This window comes from Mycobacterium sp. EPa45, assembly GCF_001021385.1.
Classification (GTDB): domain Bacteria; phylum Actinomycetota; class Actinomycetes; order Mycobacteriales; family Mycobacteriaceae; genus Mycobacterium.
The window spans coordinates 3,636,136-3,659,272 of the sequence record NZ_CP011773.1; the positions used below are offsets into that span (position 1 = coordinate 3,636,136).

Here is a 23,137-nt window from a genome sequence, read left to right on the forward strand (position 1 = left end):
AGGCGGTCGAGCGAACCGTAACCCCGACAGTATCGGTCCGGATTCGGTTCGGTGAACAGGAGATGAACACGCACGTCGTGGGCCAATTTTGGACGTCCCCTGGCGGGATGACCTTCGTACGTAGCCGGGGCGGACAGCAACATTTCACCCCGCACATGGGTACCGCACCCCTGACCAGAAGATAGCGAAGAGAGTATGTCCGCCGGAATTGGCCAGGTAAAGTGCCGTCCGTGGGAAAGCACCGGTTAGCCAGGCCACGGCGCCGATGGTCTGTCGGCGTTGTCGCACTGGCCGCTCTCCCCGCCGCAGCGATTCTGTCGGGCAGCACCGGCTCCGCGCCGAATCGTGCGCCCCACGGTCAGCTGGAGTGCTGCGCCGAACTCATCGCCGCCGCCCCGTTGGAGATGGCCGCCGCGCCGATCGGCGCCCACTACGTCGTCATGACCCAAGCCGAGCTGGTGGCCAGCAGAAGTGCGGTCAATCGCACGACGCTGCACGCCCTGCCCGCGGGCGTCGGCGTCGAACAGGGTCTGCAGATCAAGACGATTCTGGCCGAGCGCCTCGTCAGCGCCTACTTCCCCGAGATCCACAGCATCGGCGGCGTCCGGCCCGACGCGCTGAAGTGGCATCCCAACGGGATGGCGATCGATGTGATGATCCCGAACTATCAGACTCCCGAGGGCAAGGAACTGGGTGACCGCATCGCCGCGTTCGCGCTGGCCAACGCCGACCGGTTGGCACTGAACCATGTGATCTGGCGGCGCATCATCTATGACCACGGCGGCAAGCCGTCCCTGATGCCGAATCTGGGTGGCGACGACGCCAACCACTACACTCACGTTCACATCGCCACCAACGGTGGCGGTTATCCGACCGGCGACGAGAGTTATTTTGGCTGACCTCAAGGGTTTTGGCGTTGCGGTAGGTGCTTCGGTCCTGCTGGTCGCCGCACCCGTCGCGCACGCCGACGAGGCATTCTGGGGTGGTTGGTACAAGATCACCTTCCACACCGATCAGAAATCGGGCACTTCGGTTGCGGCCACGCAACAGGAGACGCCCTACACGGCTTCGTACAAGATCACGACGGACTGTTCCGGCGGCATCTGCACCGCCTCGGTGATCGACGGTCCGACGGCCAAGGACAACGCCGCGCAGAACACCAGCTTCGTGTGGTCGGGTTCGCAGTGGTCGCGGTCGAACAGCTGGCGGTGGGACTGTGCGCTGCCGGACGGCACGATCACCTACGACCCCGCGCATTCGGTGACCACCTACACCCCGCAATCCGACGGATCGTTGGCTGGCAGCTTTGCGACCACCATCGAAAGTGGGGCCTGCCAAGGCGCCGTCACGATTCCGGTGACCGCCGTACCGTCCTGACATCAGTCGTCCCCTAGGGTTCGAAAGATGAATCGTCTCGACCGCTTCTTCGAGATCACCGCCCGCGGGTCGACGATCGGCGCCGAAGTTCGAGGCGGGCTGGTCACATTCATCGCGATGGCCTATATCGTCGTGCTGAACCCGATCATCTTGTCCGGCGCCGCCGACGTGACCGGGCACAAACTGGGCTTCGCCCAGGTTTCGGCCACAACGTCGCTGGCCGCCGGGGCGATGACCATCTTGTTCGGCGTGTTCGCCAGGCTTCCGTTCGCGTTCGCCGCCGGGCTGGGTATCAACTCGTTCCTGGCCACCACCGTGGTCGGCACCGTCAGCTGGCCCGAAGCGATGGGTCTGGTGGCGATCAACGGCCTGATCATCGTCGCGCTGGCCGTCACCGGACTGCGCCGACTGGTGTTCGACGCCGTGCCCATGCAACTCAAGCTGGCGATCACCGCAGGCATCGGCCTGTTCATCATGTTCATCGGGCTGGTCGATGCGGGCTTCATCTCCTCCACCGGATTACCCTCTCCGCCAGTCGGATTGGGTGGCGGAGGGCACGGGTCGATCAGCACCGTGCCCACGGTGGTGTTCGTGTTCACACTGCTGCTCACCGGCATCCTGGTCGTGCGTAAGGTCCGCGGCGGCATCCTGGTCGGCCTGGTCGCCGGCACCGTCGTCGCCGTCATCATCGAGGCGATCTGGCATCTGGGCCCCGCGACAAAGAACCATGGCGGCTGGACCCTGTCGGTTCCGACGCTGTCGGGGTCGCCGTTCGCGCTTCCCGATCTGTCTCTGGTGGGCGCCTTCAGTTTCGACAGCTTCGGGCGGATCGGCGTGCTGGCCGCCACGATGCTGGTCTTCACGCTGGTCTTCGCCAACTTCTTCGACGCGATGGGCACCTTCACCGGGCTGTCCCGCGAGGCCGGCCTGGCCGACGAACGCGGAAACTTCCCGCGGCTGCGCTCGGCGCTCGTCGTGGAAGGCGCGGGCGCTGTCGTCGGTGGTGCGACGTCGGCGTCGTCCAACACAGTCTTCATCGAGTCCGGCGCCGGCATCGAGGAAGGCGCCAAGACTGGGCTGGCCAACCTTGTCACCGGCGCACTGTTCCTTGCCGCGATGTTCGTCGGCCCGCTGGCGCAGATCGTGCCGACCGAAGTAGCCGCGGCAGCGCTGGTGATCGTCGGGACGATGATGTTCTCCCAGCTGCGCCACGTCGACGTGTCGGAATTCTCGGTGGCCCTGCCTGTCGTGCTGACTGTCGCGGTGATGCCGTTCAGCTACTCGATCGCCAACGGCATCGGCGTCGGATTCGTGACGTGGGTGGTGGTGCGGTCGGCGGCCGGCAAGGCCCGCGAGATCAGCCCGCTGTTGTGGATCGTCGCGGCCGGCTTTGTGTTGTACTTCGCCCGCAGTGGCATCGAGTCCTTACTGGGTGTCTCCTAACGCCGAGCCGAAATTGGGGTGCCGCCGACGAGGGCGGTTGGCTAGCGTGTGGCCCGTGGCAGAAGTCTCGGAGATCTACCCAGGCCAGACTCTTCGGGCCGCGGCAGCGATGTTGACCCTGCGTCCGCGCTGGCGATCAGCCGAGGCACTGGTTGAGGTCATCGACGGTCGACTTCGGCCGAATGGATATCGGCTCGCGGGCGTCTTCGACGATGACCCCGAGACCGCGGTGTCGGTCATCGGGTTCCGCGAAGCGTGGTCGACGGCCTGGGGCCACCATCTCTACGTCGACGATCTCTCGACCATCGCTGACGCACGCGGTCGTGGTCATGCGGACCGCCTGATCCGATGGGTCCTCACGGAGGCGCAGCGATTGAATTGCGAAGCGATTCACCTGGATTCCGGTGTCGGCGCGGATCGGGCCGCGGCGCATCGGCTGTACATGAGGAACCTCTTCGAGATCACCGCGCACCATTTCAGCCGCCCGATCGTGTCCTGAACTCGGCGCGACACGAGACCCGATCCGCCGGGCGGTCGCAGCCCTGGCCGATCGCGTCGGCGATAACGTCGACCGCCGGTTCAGAAGACGGGCAGGTGCGCCGCCGCCACGAGCGGCAGACGCCCTGCGCTCATGCTGCGCCCTTCGTAAACGGCGGGCACGCGGCCGCGGAAGGATGCGCCGTAGAACGGGTCGATCGGGGTCAGCGCGTCTGCGCCGCCGAGGCTGTTACCGGCCCGCTCCAACCAACGTGCGATTCGATTCCTCATCGCTGACCTCCTAGTCGGTGTTTCTCGTCGTCGGCGTTGACTCTCCTCGCAGGCGCCGCTCGGCGGCATCGGGTAGTCGGCGGATGCGCGGGATGAATCCGATGTCCGCCAATCAGGGGACATCGGGCTGCCATGCTGGAGGCATGCCTCGCTTGCCCCGACGGATCACGTCGGATCTGACCGCCGTCGTGGCAGGGCTGGAGGGCAGCCTCACCGAGCGCCGTCGTGGCCTCAAGGTTCGGTTGGGGGCGTTCCGCGGTGTGCATGTGGTGGTCTATCGCGGATATGTGGCCGACAACGTGGCCAAGGTGCGAGTTCGGGTGATGGAAACACCGGAGCTACCTGGCGAGCACCGCATCCCGTATTGGGCTGTCGCACAAAGCAATGTCCGACGACACGTAACGCTGTCCATCGTCGGCGCCGAGGTCGAATTGCGCATCGGCCAGCACCGGGCCACCGAGGTCACCGACAGCCACGGCTTCGCCACCTTCTCACTGCCGGTGCCCAAGTTGCGGATCGGCTGGCACCCGGCGGAGGCGATCGTCTCGGCAGTCGGCGGGGACGAACCTGTCGTCGGCACCGGGTTGGTCATCAAGCCCTCGCTTGCCGCGCCGTTCCTGGTGATCTCCGATATCGACGACACGATCCTGCTCACCGGTCTGACCGAGGGTCTGGCGATGGTCGGCAGGACGCTGCTGCGCGATGTCGAGGAACGCAGGGCGATTCCCGGGATGTCGGCGCTCTATCGCGGCCTGGCGCGCGGCGTACCCGGCCGCACCGGCAGCCGCCGCCCCGAGCCGGCGTTTTTCTACGTCTCGACGGGAAGCTGGTCGTTCTATTCGATGCTGGAACAGTTCGTCGAGCTGCGCGCCTTCCCGCCGGGCCCGATGTTCCTGACCGACTGGGGCCCGACCGAGCGCTATCTGCGGCGCAGCGGTGCCGAGCACAAGCGCGCGGCCGTGCGTCGGCTGTTCGAGGCCTACCCCGGAATGCGATTCGTGTTGATCGGTGACAGCGGCCAGCGCGACCCGGTGATCTATGAAGAGGTGGCCCGCGAGTTTCCCGGACGGGTGAGGGCAGCCATCATCCGGCAGGTCGGCGCCGACGATGAGGACCGGAACTCGGCGTTGTTGCAGCATGCGCAGATGCTTCGCAGCGAGGGCATTCCGATGCATCTGGTGGCCGACGCCGCTCGGGCCGCCGAGCTGGTCCACCGCCTGCGTCTGTGTGACGAGGACACCATCGCGGAGGTCCGGGCCGAGCTGGACGCCTGAAACATCAACACGAATATTTGCTGAACTGGTAGTCTGCGCAGCGTGCGAGCGGCAGGGTATTTCGCAGGCGGTCTACTTACGCTGGGGATCGGCGCTGGACTCTTCCTCGGGCACGGGGTGGCGGCCGCCGCTCCCGACGCCGGAGCCTCCGTCGACCAGTCGGTGATGAAGCCTGCTGCCAGATCTGCGCGGCAGGCTGTTCGTCACGAGCCCGCGCGCAATCAGAGTCGACGTGCTACCACACCACCCACGGCACGTATCGCCCCGCGAACGGCGCTATCTCACGAAATGCCAACCGCACCAACGGCTGTGGCGATCAACCTGCCTCCGATGCCGGTTATCAGCGGCGCGTCGTTCACCGTGTCAGCCGAATTCATCAAGCCGTTCGCCACGAATTTCATTGCGGCAGGCGGTGATCCGGCTGACAGTGCCCGGTTCTTCTTCGGCGAGCTGGCGGTCAAGAGCCTCGACGCCCTGGCCGAAGGCGAAGCCAGTGCGCAACAAACCCGCCTGCTGCTGGGCAACCTGACTGCATCCGGTTACTTCGGCGGAATCTGGTTGCGGGACAACCTGCACACCACCCCCACCAGCACCCCCGCAACCGCGATACCCGTCCCGGCGCCACCGGGGATCGACCTGTCGCCGGCGGCGATCGGCATCCGGCTGTTCGACACCCTGTCGGCCGGGTTGACGAACGCGGCGGCGACGGCACCGGCTTGGGCTGTCTCGGCGGTCGCGCACGTCTCGGTGCCGGTATTGCTGGCGCTCTACGGCTACAACCGCGGTTACCTGCAGGTGATTCTGGAGCATCCCCCCACCGGCGTCCCGTCGATGCAGGACACGCTGACCTGCGACGGCTTCCTGGATTGCAGCTCGACCGCCTTTCCGCTCGAGCTGGCCAACCGATACGACGGCGCGCTGGACAAGCTCGGCGACCCGACCACCGCCGGCTGGGCGGAGATGTCGATGTGGACCACCGTGCTTGAGGGTGCGACGGGCGCGGGGCGGTTCGTCTGGGAGGGGTTGGCGCGCGCCGGCCTCTCCCCCGCGTCCTATCCGGCGCTGGTGCAGTTGAGTTCGGCCTACCTGATGGTCACCAAGGCGGCGGTGCTGTCCAGCATGATGGCCTACGCCGGCGGCGATACGGCCGTCGGACGCACCGCTTTGCGGCTGCAGGCCGGCCTGTGGATGTGGTCAGGCGCCTATTTCGCCGGCCTCGCTTCGGGCGCGGCGCCCGGCACGATGCCGGAAGTTGTTGTTTCCTAGGCCGCACCCGCAGAACGTTACCGGCCGCTGATGGTTCGTTCTGGGCGTTCAGACCTGCCAACGGTGCTAAGTTCCGATCATCGGTCAGCGACCGGAATGGGGGCTCTGCAATGCCAGATAACGATTGGTCGAAGCCGGCCGCGAAAGCCATCCCCAAGGAGGGTTACTTCGAACTGGAGCGCGGGCGGTACGGACCGGTCTTCCCCCGCACGCCCGCCTGCTATGGCTTCTCGATCATCGCCAAGGTCAAGGAGGGGCGCGAGGAGGCGGTCCGCGCGTACGGCAAGCAGATCGAGGAAGCGATCGCCGGCAGCCCCGACGTGCTGGCCCCGCTGCGGCTGCATTACCTGCGATGGGTGCTGTTTGACGTCGGCTCTGGGCTGCATTTCCAATACCAGGGCATCTTCGACACCGATTTCGACAAGTACACCGAGGACGCAGTGCAGCTGTTCAGTCAGACCGGTATCACCACGGTGTTCACGAATCTTGTAGGATTTCCCGAGGATTGGAAGGAAAATCCGGACGCGTTCGTGAAGTTTGTGCGCGACCATCAGTGCCCGAGCTTCCTGGAATACGGCGAATACCCTTACGTCACGGCCGACGAGATCAAGAAAGCGTTGCGACTCAAGAGCGCCTTCTCGACCATGCTCGACCAGATGCAATGAGCGTTGCGCCGTGACCGCGCTCGAACTTGACGACATCCAGCACATCATGCTGACCCGTACGCCCGCCATCACCGGACGCTACGAGTTTCTGACCTTCGACACCCCGGCCGGTGGTCGTGCGTGGCTGACCGAACTGCTGGACAAGGTGCAGTCAGCCGCGGAGGTGCGCGCGAGTATGGACAGCTCCGATCGCTGGGTGACGTTGGCGTTCACGTGGACTGGGCTTCGAGCATTGGGAGTTCCAGAGGAGTCGTTGGTGTCGTTTCCCGATGCCTTCCGCGAAGGCATGCCGGCCCGCGCGGAGATCCTCGGTGACACCGGGTCGGCCGCACCGCAGCACTGGGTGGGTGGGCTGGCCGGCGACGACCTGCACGCGATCGCCATCCTGTTCTCACGCACCGACGAGCAGTGCCGGCGTTCCATCGCCGAACATGACAAGCTTCTCGAACGGACCGACGGCGTGCGGAGTCTTTCGTACCTCGACCTCAACGCCACCCCGCCGTTCAACTACGCCCACGACCATTTCGGCTTCCGCGACCGGTTGTCCCAGCCGGTGATGAAGGGCTCCGGCGAGGAGCCGACCCCGGGCTCGGGGGACCCTCTGGAGCCGGGTGAGTTCATCCTCGGCTACCCCGACGAGAACGGGCCAGTGATCAGCCTTCCCGAGCCAGAGGTGTTGTCACGCAACGGAAGCTACATGGCGTATCGGCGGCTGGAGGAGCATGTCGCGGTCTTCCGCGAGTATCTGCGGGCCAATGCCGACACCGCCGAGGGTGAGGAGCTGCTCGCCGCCAAGTTCATGGGCCGTTGGCGCAGCGGCGCTCCCCTGGTGTTGGCACCGGACAAAGACGATCCCGAGTTGGGCGCCGATCCGATGCGCAACAACGACTACAACTACAAGGAGATGGATCCCTTCGGGTATGCGTGCCCGCTGGGATCCCACGCGCGCAGGCTCAATCCGCGCGACACCGCCCATTACATGAATCGACGGCGGATGATCCGGCGTGGCGCCACCTACGGGCCCGCGCTGCCCGAAGGTGCACCCGATGACGGAGCAGACCGCGGGATCGCCGCGTTCATCATCTGCGCTGACCTGGTGCGCCAGTTCGAGTTCGCCCAGAACGTCTGGATCAACGACAAGACGTTCCACGAGCTGGGCAACGAGCACGACCCGATCTGCGGAAGCCAGGACGGCGCGCTGGACTTCACCGTTCCCAAGCGGCCGATCCGTAAGGTGCACAAAGGCATCCCCGCTTTCACAACGCTGACGGGCGGGGCCTATTTCTTCCTGCCCGGGCTCAATGCACTGCGCTACCTCGCCACGCTCGGTACATAGAAGGAACACCATGCGGGCACGCACCTACAACCAGAGCCACGTGGCGCGTCACCACGACGGGCGCAGGCGGGTCAGCATCTACTGGACGTGGAGCTATCCGTGGGAGTCGCAGCGAGATCCCGCGGGCATCTACAACCGGTTCTCCACCATTACCGAAGTCCGCAATGTCGCCTGGCCCGCCTACGAGACAATGGAATACGCCGAGGCGAACTTCTTGCAGGGCATCGCCGGGACATTGGAGTTGTTCCACCGTTCGACTCTGTCGTTCCAGGAACTCACCGAAGAGGCCACCGGCCATCCCGTCGCGGTGTTTCAGCGCGTGGATCAAGCCGGCTATCGACAGCCGATTGACGACCGCATCCTCGCTGATACCGACACGCTGATGGTGTTCGGCCTGGATCATCTGCTGTCCGAGCAGAACGCCGCCCCTGAGGAGATCGCGGCCATCGAGAACTGGCTGCAGCGTGAGGGCACCTGCCTGGTGCTCGCACCGCACCACGACGTCGGATTCACCGACGATCTCACCCAGCGACAGATCGAATACGAACACCACGGCGACCGGCTGGTCCCCCGCCAGCAGCGCTTCAGTCAATACACCCGATCGCTGATGAAGGCTTTACACGTCCCCGTGCACAACATCTGGGGTCTGCGGCCCGCGGTCGTCGAGGGAACCCGGGAGATCGCGCCGCTCACCGGCTTTCGCGATCTGGACAGCTCCAGATTGCTCGACAACGTGACGACGTTCAACTTCCATCCCCACCTGCCACACTACGAATTGACCGCGCCGGAGGGGCCGGAACTACGAGTGCTGGGGCGGCAACGGGTGGACCCGAACCGGCCACATCCGTTCACGCAGCAAGGCAACACCGAATTCAACGCGCTGATCTGGATGCCGCCGACCAGCACGCGCGCCGGCGACATCGTTCTCATCGATTCCACCCACTTCACCACGTTGTTCGGTGGGACGGACAGCTTGCGCAATCTCTGGCACAACCTGGTCACGATGGATTAGTCAGAGGTCGCGCTCGAGCAGAACAACTCCGGCGTCCGCGGAAACGATTTGCACTGAAGCGATTTGATCGACGGGCATCGAGGTGCTGCCACCCAACGACGCCGGCATCCCGACCCTGGCCGTCCAGGTGGCCAGCTGGGTGCGGCTGCCGTCGCGCCCCACCGCCACCATCGCCAAGGTGTCGCTGGACTGGTCGCCGTCGTAGCCGACGTCCATCGGCCCCGCCTCGTAGGTGCATTGCATCTCAATCCGGGTCCCCCACGCCCGGCGGGTGAGAGTGACTGTGGCAGCGAGGGGCACCGGCTTCGTCGGCGTCATCGTGAGCGATGACGCCTGCCCGGGCTGCAGCGCCGGCGTCACCGCCACCGGGTTGGATTGAACCACCAGGAACAGCCCGATCACCACCGATGCAGCCACGGACAACGTCCACGTCGCCGCGCGCGACCGACGCCGTCGCGCATTCACCTTGGCCAGCAACTCGTCCCGCACCGGCGGCAGCCCGGCCTGCCCATCGACCTCGTCGAGGGTGTCCACATATCCCCGGTCGATCTGTGACAGCAGCCCCCGCATACCGACGAGGTCACTGACCGCGTCAGCACAGGACGGGCAATCCTTGACGTGCGCCTCGAATTCGCGTCGCTCCGCACACGACAGCGAGCCCAGTACATACGCCGCATCCCACAGGGCGTACGGGTGGGTGTCGCCGCGCGACGACGGACCGTCGACTGTGGTCATCGCATCAGCCTGACTTCAGACCCTCGAAGAGTCGGGTGATCAGCATGATGACGAAGCTGTCGAAGTCGCCGCGCAAGCGCTGTTCGTCGGAGGCGAAGGGACGTTGCATCGACATTCCCAGGAGCACAACTTCCATGAGCCGCACCGACTCGTCGATCACATGATCGGGCGCGTCGGCACCGGCGATGGACCGAAGCAAGCCGGCGAACTGCCGCCGCTGCGTATCGCGGAACGCGAGGTACGCGGTGCGCAGGAATTCGTTGTGGTTGGCGGCCGCCCCGAATTCGACGACGAAGGTGACGGTGTCGAGGTTGTCGATGAACAGGGTGTACAGCAGACCCGCGGCGTCGGCCAGGCCGGCACCCACCGAGTCGTTGGGCATCAGTTGGGTCGCGGCAGTCTCGAACAGCTTCGTCGCCACGTCATTGATCGCGGCATCGAAGAGCTTTTCTTTGGTCTCGAAGTGATAGTGCAGGAGAGTTTGCGACACCTTGGCCGTATTCGCGATCAACCGCATCGACGACTTCTCATACCCGTAGGCGCGGAAGCACTGCACCGTCGCTTCCAGGATCCGCTGCCGGGCATCACCAGCCGCGACCTCGGGCAGCCCGACACCGTCGTTTGCCTCAACCGTTGGTGTCGACATCGACACTCCTCGCTTTTCGATGACCTGTTCCTGATCGCGCAATCAGTGTCTCCTCTAGTGTGAGACACGAGGGGCGATTCCGGTTGGTTCAGCCGGAAACCAGGCATATCCCGTATTCCCGAGCCTGGCGGGCGGATCCGCGCGCTCATATTACGAGGAAGACGGACTCAGCTCGCCGGCATGCAGTCTAAGCGCGCGCCGAACCGTCACGGTGCGACGCAGACGCCTGGTCCAGGCGACCACCAGCGCGCTCAGCATCAGAATCGACAACGCCGCGAGCCACGGGTAGCCACCGTGGCCGTGCACCCACGTCATCAAGGCGCCCTGAATTTGACCGGCGCCGGTGATGACCGGGTCGTCCGGGGCTGCGGTGCCCCTGAAAATGCGCACCTCGTAGACACCGTAATAGCCGACGTACAACCCCACGACCAGCACCAGGGCGCCGCTAAATCTGTTGATGTAAGGCAGGATTCGACGCATCCGGTAAACCCCGACAGGGTTGGCAAAAGCTGCGGCGATGGCGAGCACGCCGACGATCAGCGACATGCCCGCGGCGTAGACCAGATACGTCAGCAACCCGTTGACGGTCAGGCCGCTTCGGAAGCTGGCCGCGGTCACCGCGAGGAATGGTCCGATGGTGCAGGACAGGGACGCGATCGCGTAGCCCACCCCATAGCCGAACATCGAGCCACCACGTGCCGTCGGCGCCCACCGGCTACTGCGGGTCGCCGGATTGAGGCCGGGAAGGTGGCGGCCGGCCAGCGACCAGATGCCGAGTCCGACGAGCACTACGCCGATCACCACCGTGACGTAGGGCAGATATCGCTGCACGGTGGCGGCGGCCGACACCGTGAGTAGGCCGAAGGCACCGAACACCGTCATGAAGCCCAGAACCATTTCGATGGTGGCCACCCCGGCGCGGCGCAGCGCGCTGAGCTGACCCGTGGCATCACCGCGCACGACCAACGTCATATAGACAGGCAGCATCGCGAAGCCGCACGGATTGAGCACTGCGACCAACCCGGCGCCGAACGCGAGTCCCATCAGACTTTGTTCCACGATGCGCGCATGCCCCTGTCTATCGTCGGGCGACCCGGAACTGTCGTCTGAGTACGACACGAGCCTGGGCGGTTCCGGGTTCACCGAAATCGTGAAGATGCCGCTGGGTACCGAGGCGCCTTTGAAGGTGGCGACCGCCAATAGATGACCCGGATCGGCCATCGATGAAAGATGGCCGGGTTGAGCGATGCGGGCTTGGGCTGGGGACTCGTAGTTTCTCGGCATGACCGAGACTGCCCGCGACGAGTCCAGCACCGCCCAGCAACACACGTCCACGTATGCGGCGTGGCTGCGCGTCATGGCGTTGGTGTACGACCCGTTCGTCTGGCTGGGCGAATTGATCGGAATGCGACGCCGGCGGCGCGCATTGGTGGCTGCCGCCAGGGGGCGCGTCGTCGAAATCGGCGCCGGAACCGGGCTCAACGTCGAGCACTATCCCGACAGCATCGACGAGCTGGTGCTGACCGAGCCGGAGCCGGGCATGCGGCACAAGCTGGCACGGCGTCTGAACCGAGTCGGGCGCACCGCGCACATCACTGACGCGTCCGCTCTGCATCTTCCGTTCACCGACGCCTCGGTGGACACCGTTGTCTCGACGCTGGTCTTGTGCACCGTCCCTGACCCCGAACGTGCGCTCCGCGAGATCGCCCGTGTGCTGCGCCCGGGCGGGCAGCTGCTGTTCATCGAACACATCCGAGCGGGCTCACGATCCCTCGCGGCATTGCAGGATTTGATGCTGCGGCCCTGGCGTGGTTTCGCCGGCGGGTGTGTGTGCAACCGTGCGACCCTCGAGATGATGAACGCCTGCGGGTTCACGGTGCGGGCCGAAGCTGCCGTATGGCATGGGATGCCTTCGATCGTTCATCCGCTCGCGGTCGGGCGGGCCACGGTGTGATGGTTTGAATAACCTTTGCCCGGCGACATACCAGGTGATTCTGTGCGCAGTTGATCGAATCGTCGAACCGGGGCACCTCGTGTTCGCGTTCAACGCCTTCGCTTAGCTGGAGTTGCGTCGCGACGACGTCTTTCATCGCTACACTCCGTCGACTACTCGGCCTGGAGGAATTGCATGGGACAACACCATCGGACGCGTCGGCACGGTGGCCGTGACGCTGGGGCGGCCGGCGGTGACAGGGGCGCGACCGGCCAGGCCGGTCCGAACCCATGACCGGACCCCCTACATCATTTGACCCATGCAGCCGTCTGCGAACACATAGTTCGGCCGAAGAGCGCACTCACGTGCGGCCCATACGGTCAGCGGCATGAACATCAACACGAGCATCAAGAAGTTGGCCTTCTCCACCGCACTGTTCGGCGGAATCGGTGCTGCCGCACTCGGGATCGGCACCGGCCTGGCGCAAGCCGACTCCGCGATGCCCGGGGGTCTCACACTCCAGGCTCAGTCCTACGACCGTGGCGACCAAGAGGTCGTTCCGCGGGGTCACCCGATCCCGGTGCACGGCGACGACAGCGGCACCCACGTCCCCGGCTCAGCCCGTCCGGCTCCCACCGCGGGCGCCGTCCACAACAATGCACCGCATCACGGCGAGTAAATCTGTGCCGAAACCTGACATCCGACCAACGCGAGAAGAGGCACAATGACGCAGACGGTAGCGGCCGGCGAAGCCGCAGACGACTTCTGCGAAGACTGCGGCTACGAGCCAGAACTCAAGCGAACACTCAACGGCTTTCAGGTGTTTGCCATTTCGTTCGCGTCACTGTCCGTCGCGGTGGGGATCTTCGCCACCTACGACGATGTTCTGCGCGCCTCGGGGCCGGTCGGTATCTGGCTGTTCCCCATCGTCGCGATCGGTCAGACCTTGGTGGCATTGGTCTACGCGCAGTTCGCCGCCCGCATCCCGTTGAGCGGCTCGTCCTACGCCTGGGCATCACGGTTGGCCAGTCCCAAGATCGGCTGGTTCTTCGGCTGGCTCGCCGTATTGAGCGCCGTCGCCAGCCCGGTGACGATCGACAATGCGTTGGCCAGTCAGTGCCTGATGCCGCTTCTCGGCATGGAGCCGAATGAGACCACCGCACGGGTGATCACGGTGATCATCCTGGTGATCCAGGCAGCGCTGGCCGTCGCCGCGACGCGCATCGTCGGCTGGGTGAACTCGTTGTCGGTGGGCGTCGAACTGGCGATCCTGTTGGTCATCGGCGTCGCACTGGCCATTGCCTTGGTGGTGGCGGGAAATGCCGCACCGGCCAACTTGTTCTCCCGCGGTATCACCGAGGGCAGCCCAAACTTCTGGGCGATCGGCGGCGGATTGATGGCCGCATCGATCATGGGTCTGTCCACCCTCGTAGGATTCGAGACGGCATCGAATATGGCTGAGGAGGCGAAGAATCCGACACGGAGCGTCCCGCGCGCGATCATCGGATCGGTGACCGCAGCGTCGGTGCTGGGAATGTTGTTCGTCATCATCCTCACCGTGTCGATCACCGACATGGCGAAGGTGTCCAACACCGAGTCGCCGGTCGCCGAGATCATGAACCAGCGCTTCGGGCCGGGCTTCGAACGGCCCCTGCTGGCCGCGATCACCCTCGCCTTCTTCGGTGCAGCCCTGGTCGCCATGGTGTCCGGCGCCCGGTACATCTATGCGATGTCCCGTGACGGACGCTTCCCCGCGCACAAGGTGATGGGCCGCGTCAACCCGCGCACCCACACCCCGATACCCGCGACGCTACTGGTATTGGCCGTGGGCGTGATCCTGATGGCGGTGATGCCGGGAGACGCACTGCTGCAACTGATCATGGCCGGCGCGATCGTCACGATCTTGCCCTACCTGATGACGATCGTGCTGTACCTGGCCACCCGCCACAAGCTCGACCGCAAGCCGGGCGGCTTCGACCTCGGCCGGTGGGAGTGGCCGGTGGCGATCGGTTCCCTGGTATGGGTGATCGTTTCGCTGTTCGTGGTCATCACCACATCCCCGTCCTGGGCGCCCATCGCGCTGGCCTTCGGAATGTCCGCTGCCGGTCTGCTGTACTTCGGCTACCTGTGGAAGTTCAACCGCGAGGTCCTCGAGCACGAGCCGGGCGATCCCAACATGTTCGAAGAGGTGAAGGAATCATGACCGATGCACTCACCGGCCGGGTGGTTCGTCCCGGCGATGCCGACTACGCCGATGCCAGCCGAGGGTGGAACCACCTCTTCGTCCACCGGCCCACCGCCGTCGTGTTCGCCTCCAGCACCGAGGATGTCGTCAACGCGCTGGCATGGTCGCGCAACCAGGGCCTTGCTGTCCGGGTACGCAGCGGTGGCCATTCGCTGGAAGGCTGGTCAGGAGTTGACGACGGGGTGGTGATCGACGTGAGCGGGATGAAGGCGGTGACCATCGATGCGCACGCGCGCACCGCGACCGTCGGCGCCGGACTCAACCAGCTGGAGGCAGTCACCGGACTGGGCAGGGCCGGCTTTGCAGCCCCGACCGGAACCGAAGGCAGCGTCGGGCTTGCCGGTGCGACGCTGGGCGGCGGCTTCGGTCTGCTGACACGAAACTTCGGCATGGCGTCGGACAACCTGTTGGCCGCCGAGGTGGTGGTCGCCTCGGCCGGTGGCGGTGCCGAGGTGGTGATCGCGGACGAGAAGAACAACCCGGATCTGCTGTGGGCGCTGCGCGGTGCAGGAAACGGGAATTTCGGCATCGTGACGTCCCTGACGTATCGGATTCATCCGCTGGCGCAGGCGATCTTCGTCGTCGCGACCTGGCCTGGCCTGAATGATCTGGAGACCGTCTTCGACGCGTGGCAGCGTTCCGCTCCCTACACCGACAACCGGCTCACCAGTCAACTCGAGATCGAGGGCGACAAGTTCAGCGTGCACGCTGTCCTCGCGGGTGGTTCGGAAGCCGAAGCATTGCAGCTACTTTCGCCGATGGTGTCGATCAACAGTCCCGATGTGGTCGTGCAGGACGCCAGTTGGGCCACGATCTACACCGACTTTCAGATCCCCCTCGCCGAAGACCCGGCAAACTGGAAGTTCAACTCGCAGTTCATGACCGAGCCGTTCCCGCCCGAGGCGATACGCATCATCGCTCAGTTTATGGCGAAGGCACCGGCGGGATGCAACTACTTCACCAACGCTTTCGGTGGTGCGGTGGCCACCAGCGAACCGTCGGGTGGTTCGGCCTTTGCGCACCGGGAAGCGCTGTTCTACGCCGAACCCGGCGCCGGCTGGGGGGTCCGCGGTGGTCCGCCGGCGCCCTCGAAGGACGCAGATGACCGCCTCAGGTGGCTGGCCGAGTTCAGCGATGCGTTGACGCCCTACGCCAACGGCGCCTACGTGAACGTGCCGAACTCGGGCATGCCGGACTGGGAGCGGGCCTACTGGGGACCCAATGTCAAACGGCTGCGCCAGATCAAGGCCGCCTACGATCCCGACAACGTGTTCAGCTACGAGCAGAGCATCACGGCCTAGCTGTCGGTGGTCAACTCCGCGAGGAATTTGGGCAGTCGGCCGGAGCCGAAGTCGTAGAACCGCGCCCAGAGCGGTTCGATCGAGATGCGCACCATCTGCCGGTAGGTCGACTGAACGTTGCGTTCGAACTCGGCGAGTTCGTCACCACTCATCGAATTACGCGCTGACGCCAGATATTCCGCGGTGACGCCGTCGACGGTCTCCAGCGTGGCCAGGCCCCGCACCAACAATGCCGTCGCCTCTTCCGGCGAGGACCCGCCGTCGATGGTCACGGCGACCTGCGGGCGGGAGGCCAGTGCGCGGGCTTTCGGCGACGTCGGTGCGGTGGATACCACGATCCGTTCGCCCGTCCAATGGAACCCGACGGGAACGACCCGCGGGAAGCCATCGTGACCGTTGTAGGCGAGCCGGGCCATCGCGCCCGACAGCAGCCTCTGGGCGCCGGGGTGGCCCAACTCCCCCGCCAGTTCTTGCTCGTCCATCAATTGACCATGGGCTGCAGCGGTCCGATATACGTCCCCGGGTGACTGGCGGCGTCCTGCCGCGCAAGCGGAACACGACCGGCGATCCACGGTGTCTCCATCCGCCCCGGCCCACCGGGCAGGGTGACCGCTATCGTGTCCGGCACCCACCCGCTGGGGTCCGCCAAGAACGTGAGGCGGCTGCTGGCAGCGGCGCCGGGCGCGAGCGTGACCAGTTGCGGGTCCCCGGCCTGCTGCGGCAACTGGTAATCCGGACCCCACACCGGGTCGTCGGGACCGATGAGATCCACACCGGGATAGCCCTGCAGCTCACAAGGCTGAGCCGAGGTATTCGTGAAGATCACGTCGAAGTGAATCTGCGTGGCGTCGCCGGGTGACGCGGGCGCGCTGGTGGTCAGACCGAGCGAATCGAGTCCGCACGCAGGCAAGGCTGATGCGGCCGGGCTCGCGGCCATCGGACCGATGGCCAGGATGGCAGTCAACGCCCCGGCTACACCAGGTAGGCATCTCATCATCGCCGCCCTTCCCGCCGTCGCGAATTCTCGACCGGCGAGCGAACTCTAGTCCCTTAGCCGGGTCACTTTGTCAGTTCTCGACAAGCGCCGGGGTCAGCCGGCCGCGACCCCGGTCGGAGGTTCATCCACTTCGGGCGCAACCGGAACCACGACCGTGATCGCGGTGCTGCCACCGTGACCGTCCGCCACCGAAATGGTGAAACTGTCGTGGGTGACGGTGAACGGGGCGCCCAACGCCGCCGCGAGGTGCCGCTGCTCAGCGGTCGGGTTGTAGGTGAATGAGCCGTCACCGTAGACATCGACGATGCCGCCGCCCGTCGTGGTCGGATTCGAGCTGTAGCTCAACGGATCCGAATCCGGGTCGGTCACCCCGATGACGGCGCCGGAGACGACACCGATGACGTCGTCAACCGCCACGCCGGTGATCGTGCCGCCGCTGGGCTTGCCGTTGGCGGCACTCACCGGCACCGTGATCGTCTGGGTGGCCAAACCGCTGTAACCGTCGCTGACAGTGACCGTGAAACTGTCGGTGGTGGCCGCTTCGGGCGCGTTGTCAGCAGCTGCGGCGTGGCGAATCTGGAACGTCGGCGCGTAGGTGAACGAACCGTCGGCGTTCACGGTGACGGCTCCCCCGCCCGCACTCGTCGTCGGTCCGCTGAAGCGAAGGCTGTCCTGATTGGGATCGGTCGCCTCGATCTGGCCGGAGACGGTGCCGTCGACGGTGGACGTCATGTCTGAATAGCCGCCGATGGTCGGTGCCTTGTTGATGGACGCGACATCGACGGTCACCGTCGCGGTAGCCGAGTCAGGGCCGCTGATGCCCAACCGTTGTGCGCAATAGTGGATCACCGATTGGATGCGGCCCAGTACGCCGGGCAGCCGGTATGCACTGCCGTTCTCCGCGGTGGCGGTGAAGCTCACGGACCCCCCGAGGTGGGCAGTATTCGCATCGGGAGCAACGGAGAAGGTTCCGTCTGGGTTGACGTGGACGACGGCGTTGTCGGGTTGGGTGACCGTGTAGGTCAATCCTTCCCGAGACCCGTTGGCGTCGTGAAGATCTCCCGTGACGACACCGGTAACGGGATCTTCCGAGTGTTGAACGGCCGCGATCACGGGAGGCTTGTTGAACAGGGTGTAGCGCAACTCGCGGCGGATCCAGCCCACTACGTCATGCGGGCTGAGGACCGTCTTGGGTAGGCCCGCTGGCGTGGTGCGGCTGGTGCCGCCAAACGACTGAATTGTATTGGGCACCTTGAGCGTGACGGAACCGCGATGACGAGTGGGGGCGGCCGGTCCGGTGCTGCCGCCGGCAGCAGCGTCGTTCCTGCTGCTGTGTCCGGTGTCGGCATCCGCCACCGCAGATCCCTGCGCCAGAGCGGCACCGATGCCGACCGCGATCGCGCCGGCACCCAGCCAGGCGGCGGGGCCACCGACGAAACGGGCAGACGAACCGCGGCGTACCGCGGACCTCAGGAGCTCAATCCCCATCAGGACCGCGCCGCCCACCGCCCAACAAATCAACACCGTGATGGCGGCGCCGGCTCCTGCCCCGTTGAAGAAGGCGGCCGAGCGCAACAGAGTGACGGTCGCCCCCTGCGGAAGGTACTGGCCGAAGGCACCCCAGCCGCCGGGCAGCATTTCCGGCGCACTCGTCATGCCCGACAGCGGGTTTCCCAGCAGCAGCGCCAACGCCGAACCAAGCGCCAGCCCGGTGCGCCCGAACAGCGTGCCCAAACCCAACACGGCCAGACCCGCACCACCCAGACCCAACATCACGGCGGCCGCGACACCGCCGACGTTCTCGTCGATCGAACCAACGACCCACACCAGGACCGCCGTGATCGTCAACGCTGTCAACCCTGAAAATAGCAGCAGTGCAAAGATTCTCAGCCATATCCGGCTAGGCAGCAGCAGCACCAGCAGGATTGCCGGCAGGAGGCCGGCGATCGTGATCGGTAGACCAGACGCGATGAGCCCGGCTCCACGCGGGTCCTGTGCAGTCGGGGGCGCAAGGTCCTCGGTTCGCACCGGCACCGCAATCATTTTCGAAAGCTGATTGCCTAGTTGGGAAAGCGTCTGTGCCACAGCGGGACTCGCGCTGGTGGCAGTGAGCAGTATGGGGCCGGTCGACCCGAGAGCCACACCGCCGTACGCGTCCCGGTCACGAATGGCTCCCCGCAACACTGCCTGGTCGGGGTAGGCGGTCACGCGAAACGATCCGGGAGCATTCCGCACCAGCAGGGATGCAATCTCCTCTGCGTGCGGACCGGCCACGCCGATCGGTACGTCGTGCGGCTTGCTACGGGCGGCCGGTAGCGCGAAGGCGACGGCCAACACCGCCACCACCACGGACAGGCCGACGGCGATCGCGGTCGCGCGCGCGGCCCCCACTGCCCTGCGTCCCGGCTCCGCCGCATGCCCGGGCCGAGCGTTCGCACTTTTTTCAACGACGGATGAAATCATGAGCTGAGCGTAAACCGTGGCGGGAGATAATTCAATGGCTATTGAAATGTTAGGGTCAGACATGCCCTCACGTGCAACGATGGACAAGCGACGCGGCAGACGCCACGGCGAACCGGTGTCACGGGACGTGGTCCTGCGCGCGGCCAAGAACCAGTTCGCTCAGCACGGCTACGAGAAGACGACGTTGCGCGCGATCGCCGACGAGGCGCACGTGGACCCGTCGATGGTGTTGTATCTGTTCGGCTCGAAGGCGGAGCTGTTCCGCGAGTCGATGAAGCTGGTTCTCGACCCCGAACTGTTCACCGACCAGTTGACGGCCGGCGACGATGACGCGTTGGGGTTCCGCATCGTCCGGGCCTATCTGAGCATCTGGGAGCAACCCGACACTGCCGCGAGCATGGTCTCGATGTTGCAGTCAGCGACATCGAACAGCGATGCGCACGAAGCATTTCGGGAGTTTCTGCACAGCTATGTCATGACCGCGGTCACCGACGCACTGGGCGGCGCCGACGACGCGCGACTTCGGGCGATGCTCGCCGCCACCAGCCTCGTCGGCACGGCGATGCTGCGGTACGTCATGCGGGTGCCGCCGCTGTCCACGCTGGCAGCCGACGACGTGGTCACCCTCGTCGGTCCCAGTGTTCAGCGCTACCTCAGCGCGCCTGCGGATGAACTCGGCCTGCCGACCATCCGGGCAGACTAGCCGAGGGCCCGATGCCCATCCAGAAATTCGGCGACCACCCTGCCCGCGTCGATGTCCGGGACCGCCGGAGCCGCCCCCGTGCGCGCCCATAGACCGAACACCAGCAAGGGTCCGATCAACGCCACCAGCTTGTGCAGTGGGTCGCCTGGGGCCAGGCGCCCGTTGTCCTGATGCGCCGCGATCACGTTTGCGGCGTTGACGAGATTGGGCATCAGCGCCGTAATCGCCTCGCGTAGTTCCGGATTCCGGGGAATCTCGGCGAGAAGCGTCACAACCGCACCACCGTACCGCTGTGCGGTCTCGATGTACGATCGCACCAGCGCGGTGAGGTCGGCCGTGACATCGTCGCTGATCGCCACGCTCGCGAACGATGAATCCGCCAACACGTGCGTCAGCGCCGTGTTGATCAGAGCCGCCTTGGCTCCGTAGCGCCGGAACAGCGTCGCTTCGTTGATACCCGCCCGCGCCGCGATCTCCTGGGTTTTGGTGGCCCGATAGCCACATTCGGCGAATACCGCGACTGTTGTCTGGAAAAGGTCATCTTCGTCGATGCGTTTGGGCACACCCCAGATATTAATGCAAGTGTCCACTTGCATTAAATGGGGAGCGGAGTTACGGTTCGGGCGCCTATCGGCTACGCGAGGAACCAAGAAGGGATGGTCCCGTGACGTCCACCAAAGCGCCACCGACGAAAGTTGTCCGGGCCATCGAGCGGGTCCGTCATCACCTGACCCGCATCAACCAACGCGCTGCGCCGCCGGCAGCCGCGATGATGGAGCTGATCATGGGGGCGTGGATTGCCCAATTGATCGCCGCCGCAGCCGAACTGGGTGTTGCCGATGCCTTGGCAGATGGGCCCGCGACCGGCGACGCTCTCGCATGCCGGTTGAACGTCGACCAGGACGCGCTGGGCCGAATGCTTCGGGCCCTCATCGGTATCGGTGTGTTCCGGCAGCGCAGCGACGGCCGCTACGAGCTCACCGCCCTCGCGGAGACGTTGCGCACCGACTCTCCCGTCTCGATGGCAGGTATGGCCCGGTGGGTGGGCGCAGCACAACACCGTGAGCACTGGAGCCACGTGGCTGACGCGATCCGTACGGGGGCCGCGGTGGTCCCGGCATTGCGGGGCAAGCCGATCTTTGACTACCTCGCCGATGAGCCCCAGCTCGCCGGGATCTTCAATCAGGCCATGACGGGCCTGTCGGAGTCGTCGATCACCGCGGTGGTCGCGGCGTACGACTTCAGCCGCTTCGCCACGATCGCCGACATCGGCGGCGGTCACGGTCGGCTGCTCGCGGCGATCCTCGAATCGGCGCCGCAGGCCCGCGGCGTGTTGTTCGATCTGCCCGAGGTGGTGGCCGGTGCACCTGCACTGCTCCGCCAGTACGGCGTCGATCGCCGCACCCGAATTGAGCCGGGATCGTTCTTCGAATCGGCTCCGGACGGCGCCGATGCCTATGTGCTCAAGCACATCATTCACGACTGGCCCGACGGTGATGCGGTCCGCATTCTGCAGACCGTCCGCAACGCTGCTCGCCGAGGCGCACGAGTCCTCTTGATCGAGTTCGTCATTCCCGATCATGATAGAAACTTTCACGGCAAGTGGGTGGACATCGAGATGCTTGTCGTCGCCAACGCCCGCGAACGCACCACCGCCGAATACCGTCACTTGCTCGACAAGGCAGGCTTGCGGCTGACTCGAGTGGTCGACACCGTCGGCCCGATCAGCATTCTGGAGGCCGTCGCGGTCTAGCCGACCGTCGTCAGGCGATGACCCCCGATTGTCGCAAGTCGGCCCGCTGGCCCGCGCGACCCATTTCGGCGAGTATCTCCTCGGTGTGCTCACCCAATGTCGGTGCGGGACCGGCGAGTTGAGCGGGTGTGCCATCGAACAACGCCGGGTGCCGTGGAATGCGCACCCGTCCCACGACTGGGTCGTCACGTTCCTCGAACAGCCCCATCGCGATGGCATGCGGATCATGGGGTAGCTCGTCGGGCGGAACGATCATCGCGTATGGCACGTCGGCGGACTCGAATCTCTCGGTCGCCTCGCGCACCGTCAACTTTTCCGCTCCGGCGTAACACGCCCCCATCACCTGCGCCATCAACGGGCGATGTTGGTTGCGTAGCTCGGCGGTCTGCAGCCGTGGATCATCCGCACCGGGCGCGCCCAGGCAACGGCACATACCGGTGAAGTCGGAGTCCGAGATCGGTGTCACCACTCCCCAGCCGTCGATGAAGCGGAAAGGTTTGAATCCCGATGTGAAGCTGGACGGTTGGGAGTTGTCCGAGTCGAGCAAGACCTCGTTGCCCGCCGCATCCGTCCACAAGAACGACACCACCGCATCCACCATCGAGACGTGCACATGCTGCCCGCCCCGCCCTCTCTCGCGCGCGAACAGTGCCGCGGTGACGGCCTGGCTGGCATACAGCGCGGTGACCTTGTCGGCGATCACCTGCTGCAGGAAGATCGGTTCGCCGACATCGGGTGCGGCCTGACTGGACGCGACACCGCCGTATGCCTGAATCACCGTGTCGTAGGCGCTGCGGTCGCGATACGGACCGACCTCGCCGAAACCGGTCAGTGATACGTAAACGACATCAGGATTGACGGCGACAACGTCGTCGTAGCCGAGCCCGAGCCGGTCCGCTACGCCGGGACGGAAGTTCTGGATCACCACATCGGCGCTCGCGGCCAGCTCGAGGGCGATCTCGCGACCGGTGTCGGTCCGGACGTCCATCGCGATCGATTTCTTGCCGCGATTGCAGACCCGGAAGACCGCGCTCAGTCCGTTCACGCTCGGGCCGATCCACCGCAGGATGTCACCGATATCCGGACGTTCCACCTTCACCACGTCGGCACCCTGGTCGGCGAAAAGGGCGCCGATGTACGGCCCGGTGAGTGCCAGCGAGAGCTCCAGAACACGAACGCCGCTCAGTGGCCCCGGGTGCGGCCCATCAGCCGAACTCATC

The 23,137-nt window shown here is 65.4% G+C and carries 24 protein-coding genes; 15 read left to right on the top strand and 9 right to left on the bottom strand.

What is annotated here, in order from left to right; all coding sequences use genetic code 11:
- The first annotated feature begins 230 nt into the window (after positions 1–230).
- Genes AB431_RS17435 through AB431_RS17450 form a run of 4 tightly spaced genes read left to right on the top strand, consistent with a single transcriptional unit; the run spans position 231 to position 3,319 of the window.
- Complete coding sequence (locus AB431_RS17435; protein WP_047330995.1) at positions 231–899, top strand: hypothetical protein; 669 nt, start codon at positions 231–233, stop codon at positions 897–899.
- On the top strand, positions 892–1,377 hold the full coding sequence (locus AB431_RS17440; RefSeq protein WP_052960309.1) for a hypothetical protein: 486 nt from the start codon (positions 892–894) through the stop codon (positions 1,375–1,377). The genes AB431_RS17435 and AB431_RS17440 overlap by 8 nt, the downstream gene beginning before the upstream one ends.
- Positions 1,378–1,404: 27 nt before the next feature.
- Positions 1,405–2,820, top strand: a complete 1,416-nt coding sequence (locus tag AB431_RS17445) for an NCS2 family permease (protein ID WP_047330996.1) — start codon at positions 1,405–1,407, stop codon at positions 2,818–2,820.
- A gap of 55 nt (positions 2,821–2,875) precedes the next feature.
- The gene (locus AB431_RS17450; protein WP_047330997.1) at positions 2,876–3,319 is read left to right on the top strand and encodes an N-acetyltransferase; all 444 of its coding nucleotides are present in this window, start codon (positions 2,876–2,878) and stop codon (positions 3,317–3,319) included.
- Between the two features lie 80 nt (positions 3,320–3,399).
- On the opposite strand, the gene AB431_RS30455 is transcribed toward AB431_RS17450, so the two are convergent.
- Positions 3,400–3,588: a hypothetical protein gene (locus AB431_RS30455; RefSeq protein WP_144418287.1), complete on the bottom strand. Its 189-nt coding sequence runs from the start codon at positions 3,586–3,588 to the stop codon at positions 3,400–3,402.
- Positions 3,589–3,731: 143 nt separating this feature from the next.
- On the opposite strand from AB431_RS30455, the gene AB431_RS29570 reads away from it, so the two are divergent.
- The 5 genes from AB431_RS29570 to AB431_RS17475 all read left to right on the top strand — a co-directional run bounded on the left by AB431_RS29570 (position 3,732) and on the right by AB431_RS17475 (position 9,141).
- Positions 3,732–4,862, top strand: a complete 1,131-nt coding sequence (locus tag AB431_RS29570; protein ID WP_052960310.1) for an App1 family protein — start codon at positions 3,732–3,734, stop codon at positions 4,860–4,862.
- A 330-nt stretch (positions 4,863–5,192) separates the two neighbouring features.
- The gene (locus AB431_RS17460) at positions 5,193–6,128 is read left to right on the top strand and encodes a hypothetical protein (protein ID WP_144418288.1); all 936 of its coding nucleotides are present in this window, start codon (positions 5,193–5,195) and stop codon (positions 6,126–6,128) included.
- A 110-nt stretch (positions 6,129–6,238) separates the two neighbouring features.
- Positions 6,239–6,793 (top strand): hypothetical protein, encoded by a 555-nt coding sequence (locus AB431_RS17465; protein ID WP_047330999.1) that lies wholly within the window; start codon positions 6,239–6,241, stop codon positions 6,791–6,793.
- Between the two features lie 46 nt (positions 6,794–6,839).
- Positions 6,840–8,129, top strand: coding sequence for a peroxidase (locus AB431_RS17470; RefSeq protein ID WP_047333527.1), 1,290 nt, complete (start codon positions 6,840–6,842; stop codon positions 8,127–8,129).
- A gap of 10 nt (positions 8,130–8,139) precedes the next feature.
- The gene (locus AB431_RS17475; protein WP_047331000.1) at positions 8,140–9,141 is read left to right on the top strand and encodes a hypothetical protein; all 1,002 of its coding nucleotides are present in this window, start codon (positions 8,140–8,142) and stop codon (positions 9,139–9,141) included.
- Here AB431_RS17475 and AB431_RS30460 read toward each other — a convergent pair whose 3' ends face one another.
- The 3 genes from AB431_RS30460 to AB431_RS17490 all read right to left on the bottom strand — a co-directional run bounded on the left by AB431_RS30460 (position 9,142) and on the right by AB431_RS17490 (position 11,581).
- Entirely contained in the window at positions 9,142–9,876 is a 735-nt protein-coding gene (locus tag AB431_RS30460; RefSeq protein WP_047331001.1) for an anti-sigma factor, read from the bottom strand.
- Positions 9,877–9,880: 4 nt separating this feature from the next.
- Positions 9,881–10,522 (bottom strand): TetR/AcrR family transcriptional regulator, encoded by a 642-nt coding sequence (locus tag AB431_RS30465; protein ID WP_047333528.1) that lies wholly within the window; start codon positions 10,520–10,522, stop codon positions 9,881–9,883.
- Between the two features lie 150 nt (positions 10,523–10,672).
- Positions 10,673–11,581, bottom strand: a complete 909-nt coding sequence (locus tag AB431_RS17490; protein ID WP_047333529.1) for a cytochrome c biogenesis CcdA family protein — start codon at positions 11,579–11,581, stop codon at positions 10,673–10,675.
- Between the two features lie 223 nt (positions 11,582–11,804).
- Between AB431_RS17490 and AB431_RS17495 the strand changes: the two genes are divergently transcribed.
- The 4 genes from AB431_RS17495 (at position 11,805) to AB431_RS17510 (ending at position 16,001) form a co-directional block, all read left to right on the top strand.
- Positions 11,805–12,476, top strand: coding sequence for a class I SAM-dependent methyltransferase (locus AB431_RS17495; protein WP_082135716.1), 672 nt, complete (start codon positions 11,805–11,807; stop codon positions 12,474–12,476).
- 367 nt (positions 12,477–12,843) lie between these two features.
- Positions 12,844–13,134 carry a hypothetical protein gene (locus AB431_RS17500; protein WP_047331002.1) on the top strand — a complete coding sequence of 97 codons (291 nt, stop codon included), beginning with the start codon at positions 12,844–12,846 and terminating at the stop codon, positions 13,132–13,134.
- Positions 13,135–13,179: 45 nt separating this feature from the next.
- Complete coding sequence (locus AB431_RS17505) at positions 13,180–14,658, top strand: APC family permease (protein WP_047331003.1); 1,479 nt, start codon at positions 13,180–13,182, stop codon at positions 14,656–14,658.
- The gene (locus tag AB431_RS17510) at positions 14,655–16,001 is read left to right on the top strand and encodes an FAD-binding oxidoreductase (protein WP_047331004.1); all 1,347 of its coding nucleotides are present in this window, start codon (positions 14,655–14,657) and stop codon (positions 15,999–16,001) included. Before AB431_RS17505 ends, AB431_RS17510 begins: the two co-directional genes overlap by 4 nt.
- Here AB431_RS17510 and AB431_RS17515 read toward each other — a convergent pair.
- The 3 genes from AB431_RS17515 to AB431_RS30035 form a co-directional block, all read right to left on the bottom strand.
- A complete protein-coding gene (locus AB431_RS17515; protein ID WP_047331005.1) occupies positions 15,998–16,483 on the bottom strand; it encodes a pyridoxamine 5'-phosphate oxidase family protein in 486 nt (161 codons plus the stop codon). The genes AB431_RS17510 and AB431_RS17515 overlap by 4 nt on opposite strands.
- Entirely contained in the window at positions 16,483–16,965 is a 483-nt protein-coding gene (locus tag AB431_RS17520; protein WP_235435702.1) for a DUF4232 domain-containing protein, read from the bottom strand. Before AB431_RS17520 ends, AB431_RS17515 begins: the two co-directional genes overlap by 1 nt.
- Positions 16,966–17,091: 126 nt before the next feature.
- Positions 17,092–19,461: an Ig-like domain-containing protein gene (locus AB431_RS30035; RefSeq protein ID WP_082135717.1), complete on the bottom strand. Its 2,370-nt coding sequence runs from the start codon at positions 19,459–19,461 to the stop codon at positions 17,092–17,094.
- Between the two features lie 61 nt (positions 19,462–19,522).
- Between AB431_RS30035 and AB431_RS17530 the strand changes: the two genes are divergently transcribed.
- Entirely contained in the window at positions 19,523–20,164 is a 642-nt protein-coding gene (locus AB431_RS17530) for a TetR family transcriptional regulator (protein WP_047331006.1), read from the top strand.
- On the opposite strand, the gene AB431_RS17535 is transcribed toward AB431_RS17530, so the two are convergent.
- Positions 20,161–20,727, bottom strand: coding sequence for a TetR/AcrR family transcriptional regulator (locus AB431_RS17535; protein ID WP_047331007.1), 567 nt, complete (start codon positions 20,725–20,727; stop codon positions 20,161–20,163). The two genes, AB431_RS17530 and AB431_RS17535, sit on opposite strands and share 4 nt — an antisense overlap.
- A 101-nt stretch (positions 20,728–20,828) precedes the next feature.
- On the opposite strand from AB431_RS17535, the gene AB431_RS17540 reads away from it, so the two are divergent.
- Entirely contained in the window at positions 20,829–21,917 is a 1,089-nt protein-coding gene (locus tag AB431_RS17540; RefSeq protein WP_047331008.1) for a methyltransferase, read from the top strand.
- A 10-nt stretch (positions 21,918–21,927) separates the two neighbouring features.
- Here the strand turns inward: AB431_RS17540 and AB431_RS17545 are convergent, their stop codons facing one another.
- Complete coding sequence (locus tag AB431_RS17545) at positions 21,928–23,136, bottom strand: CaiB/BaiF CoA-transferase family protein (protein ID WP_047331009.1); 1,209 nt, start codon at positions 23,134–23,136, stop codon at positions 21,928–21,930.
- Position 23,137: the final 1 nt, after the last annotated feature.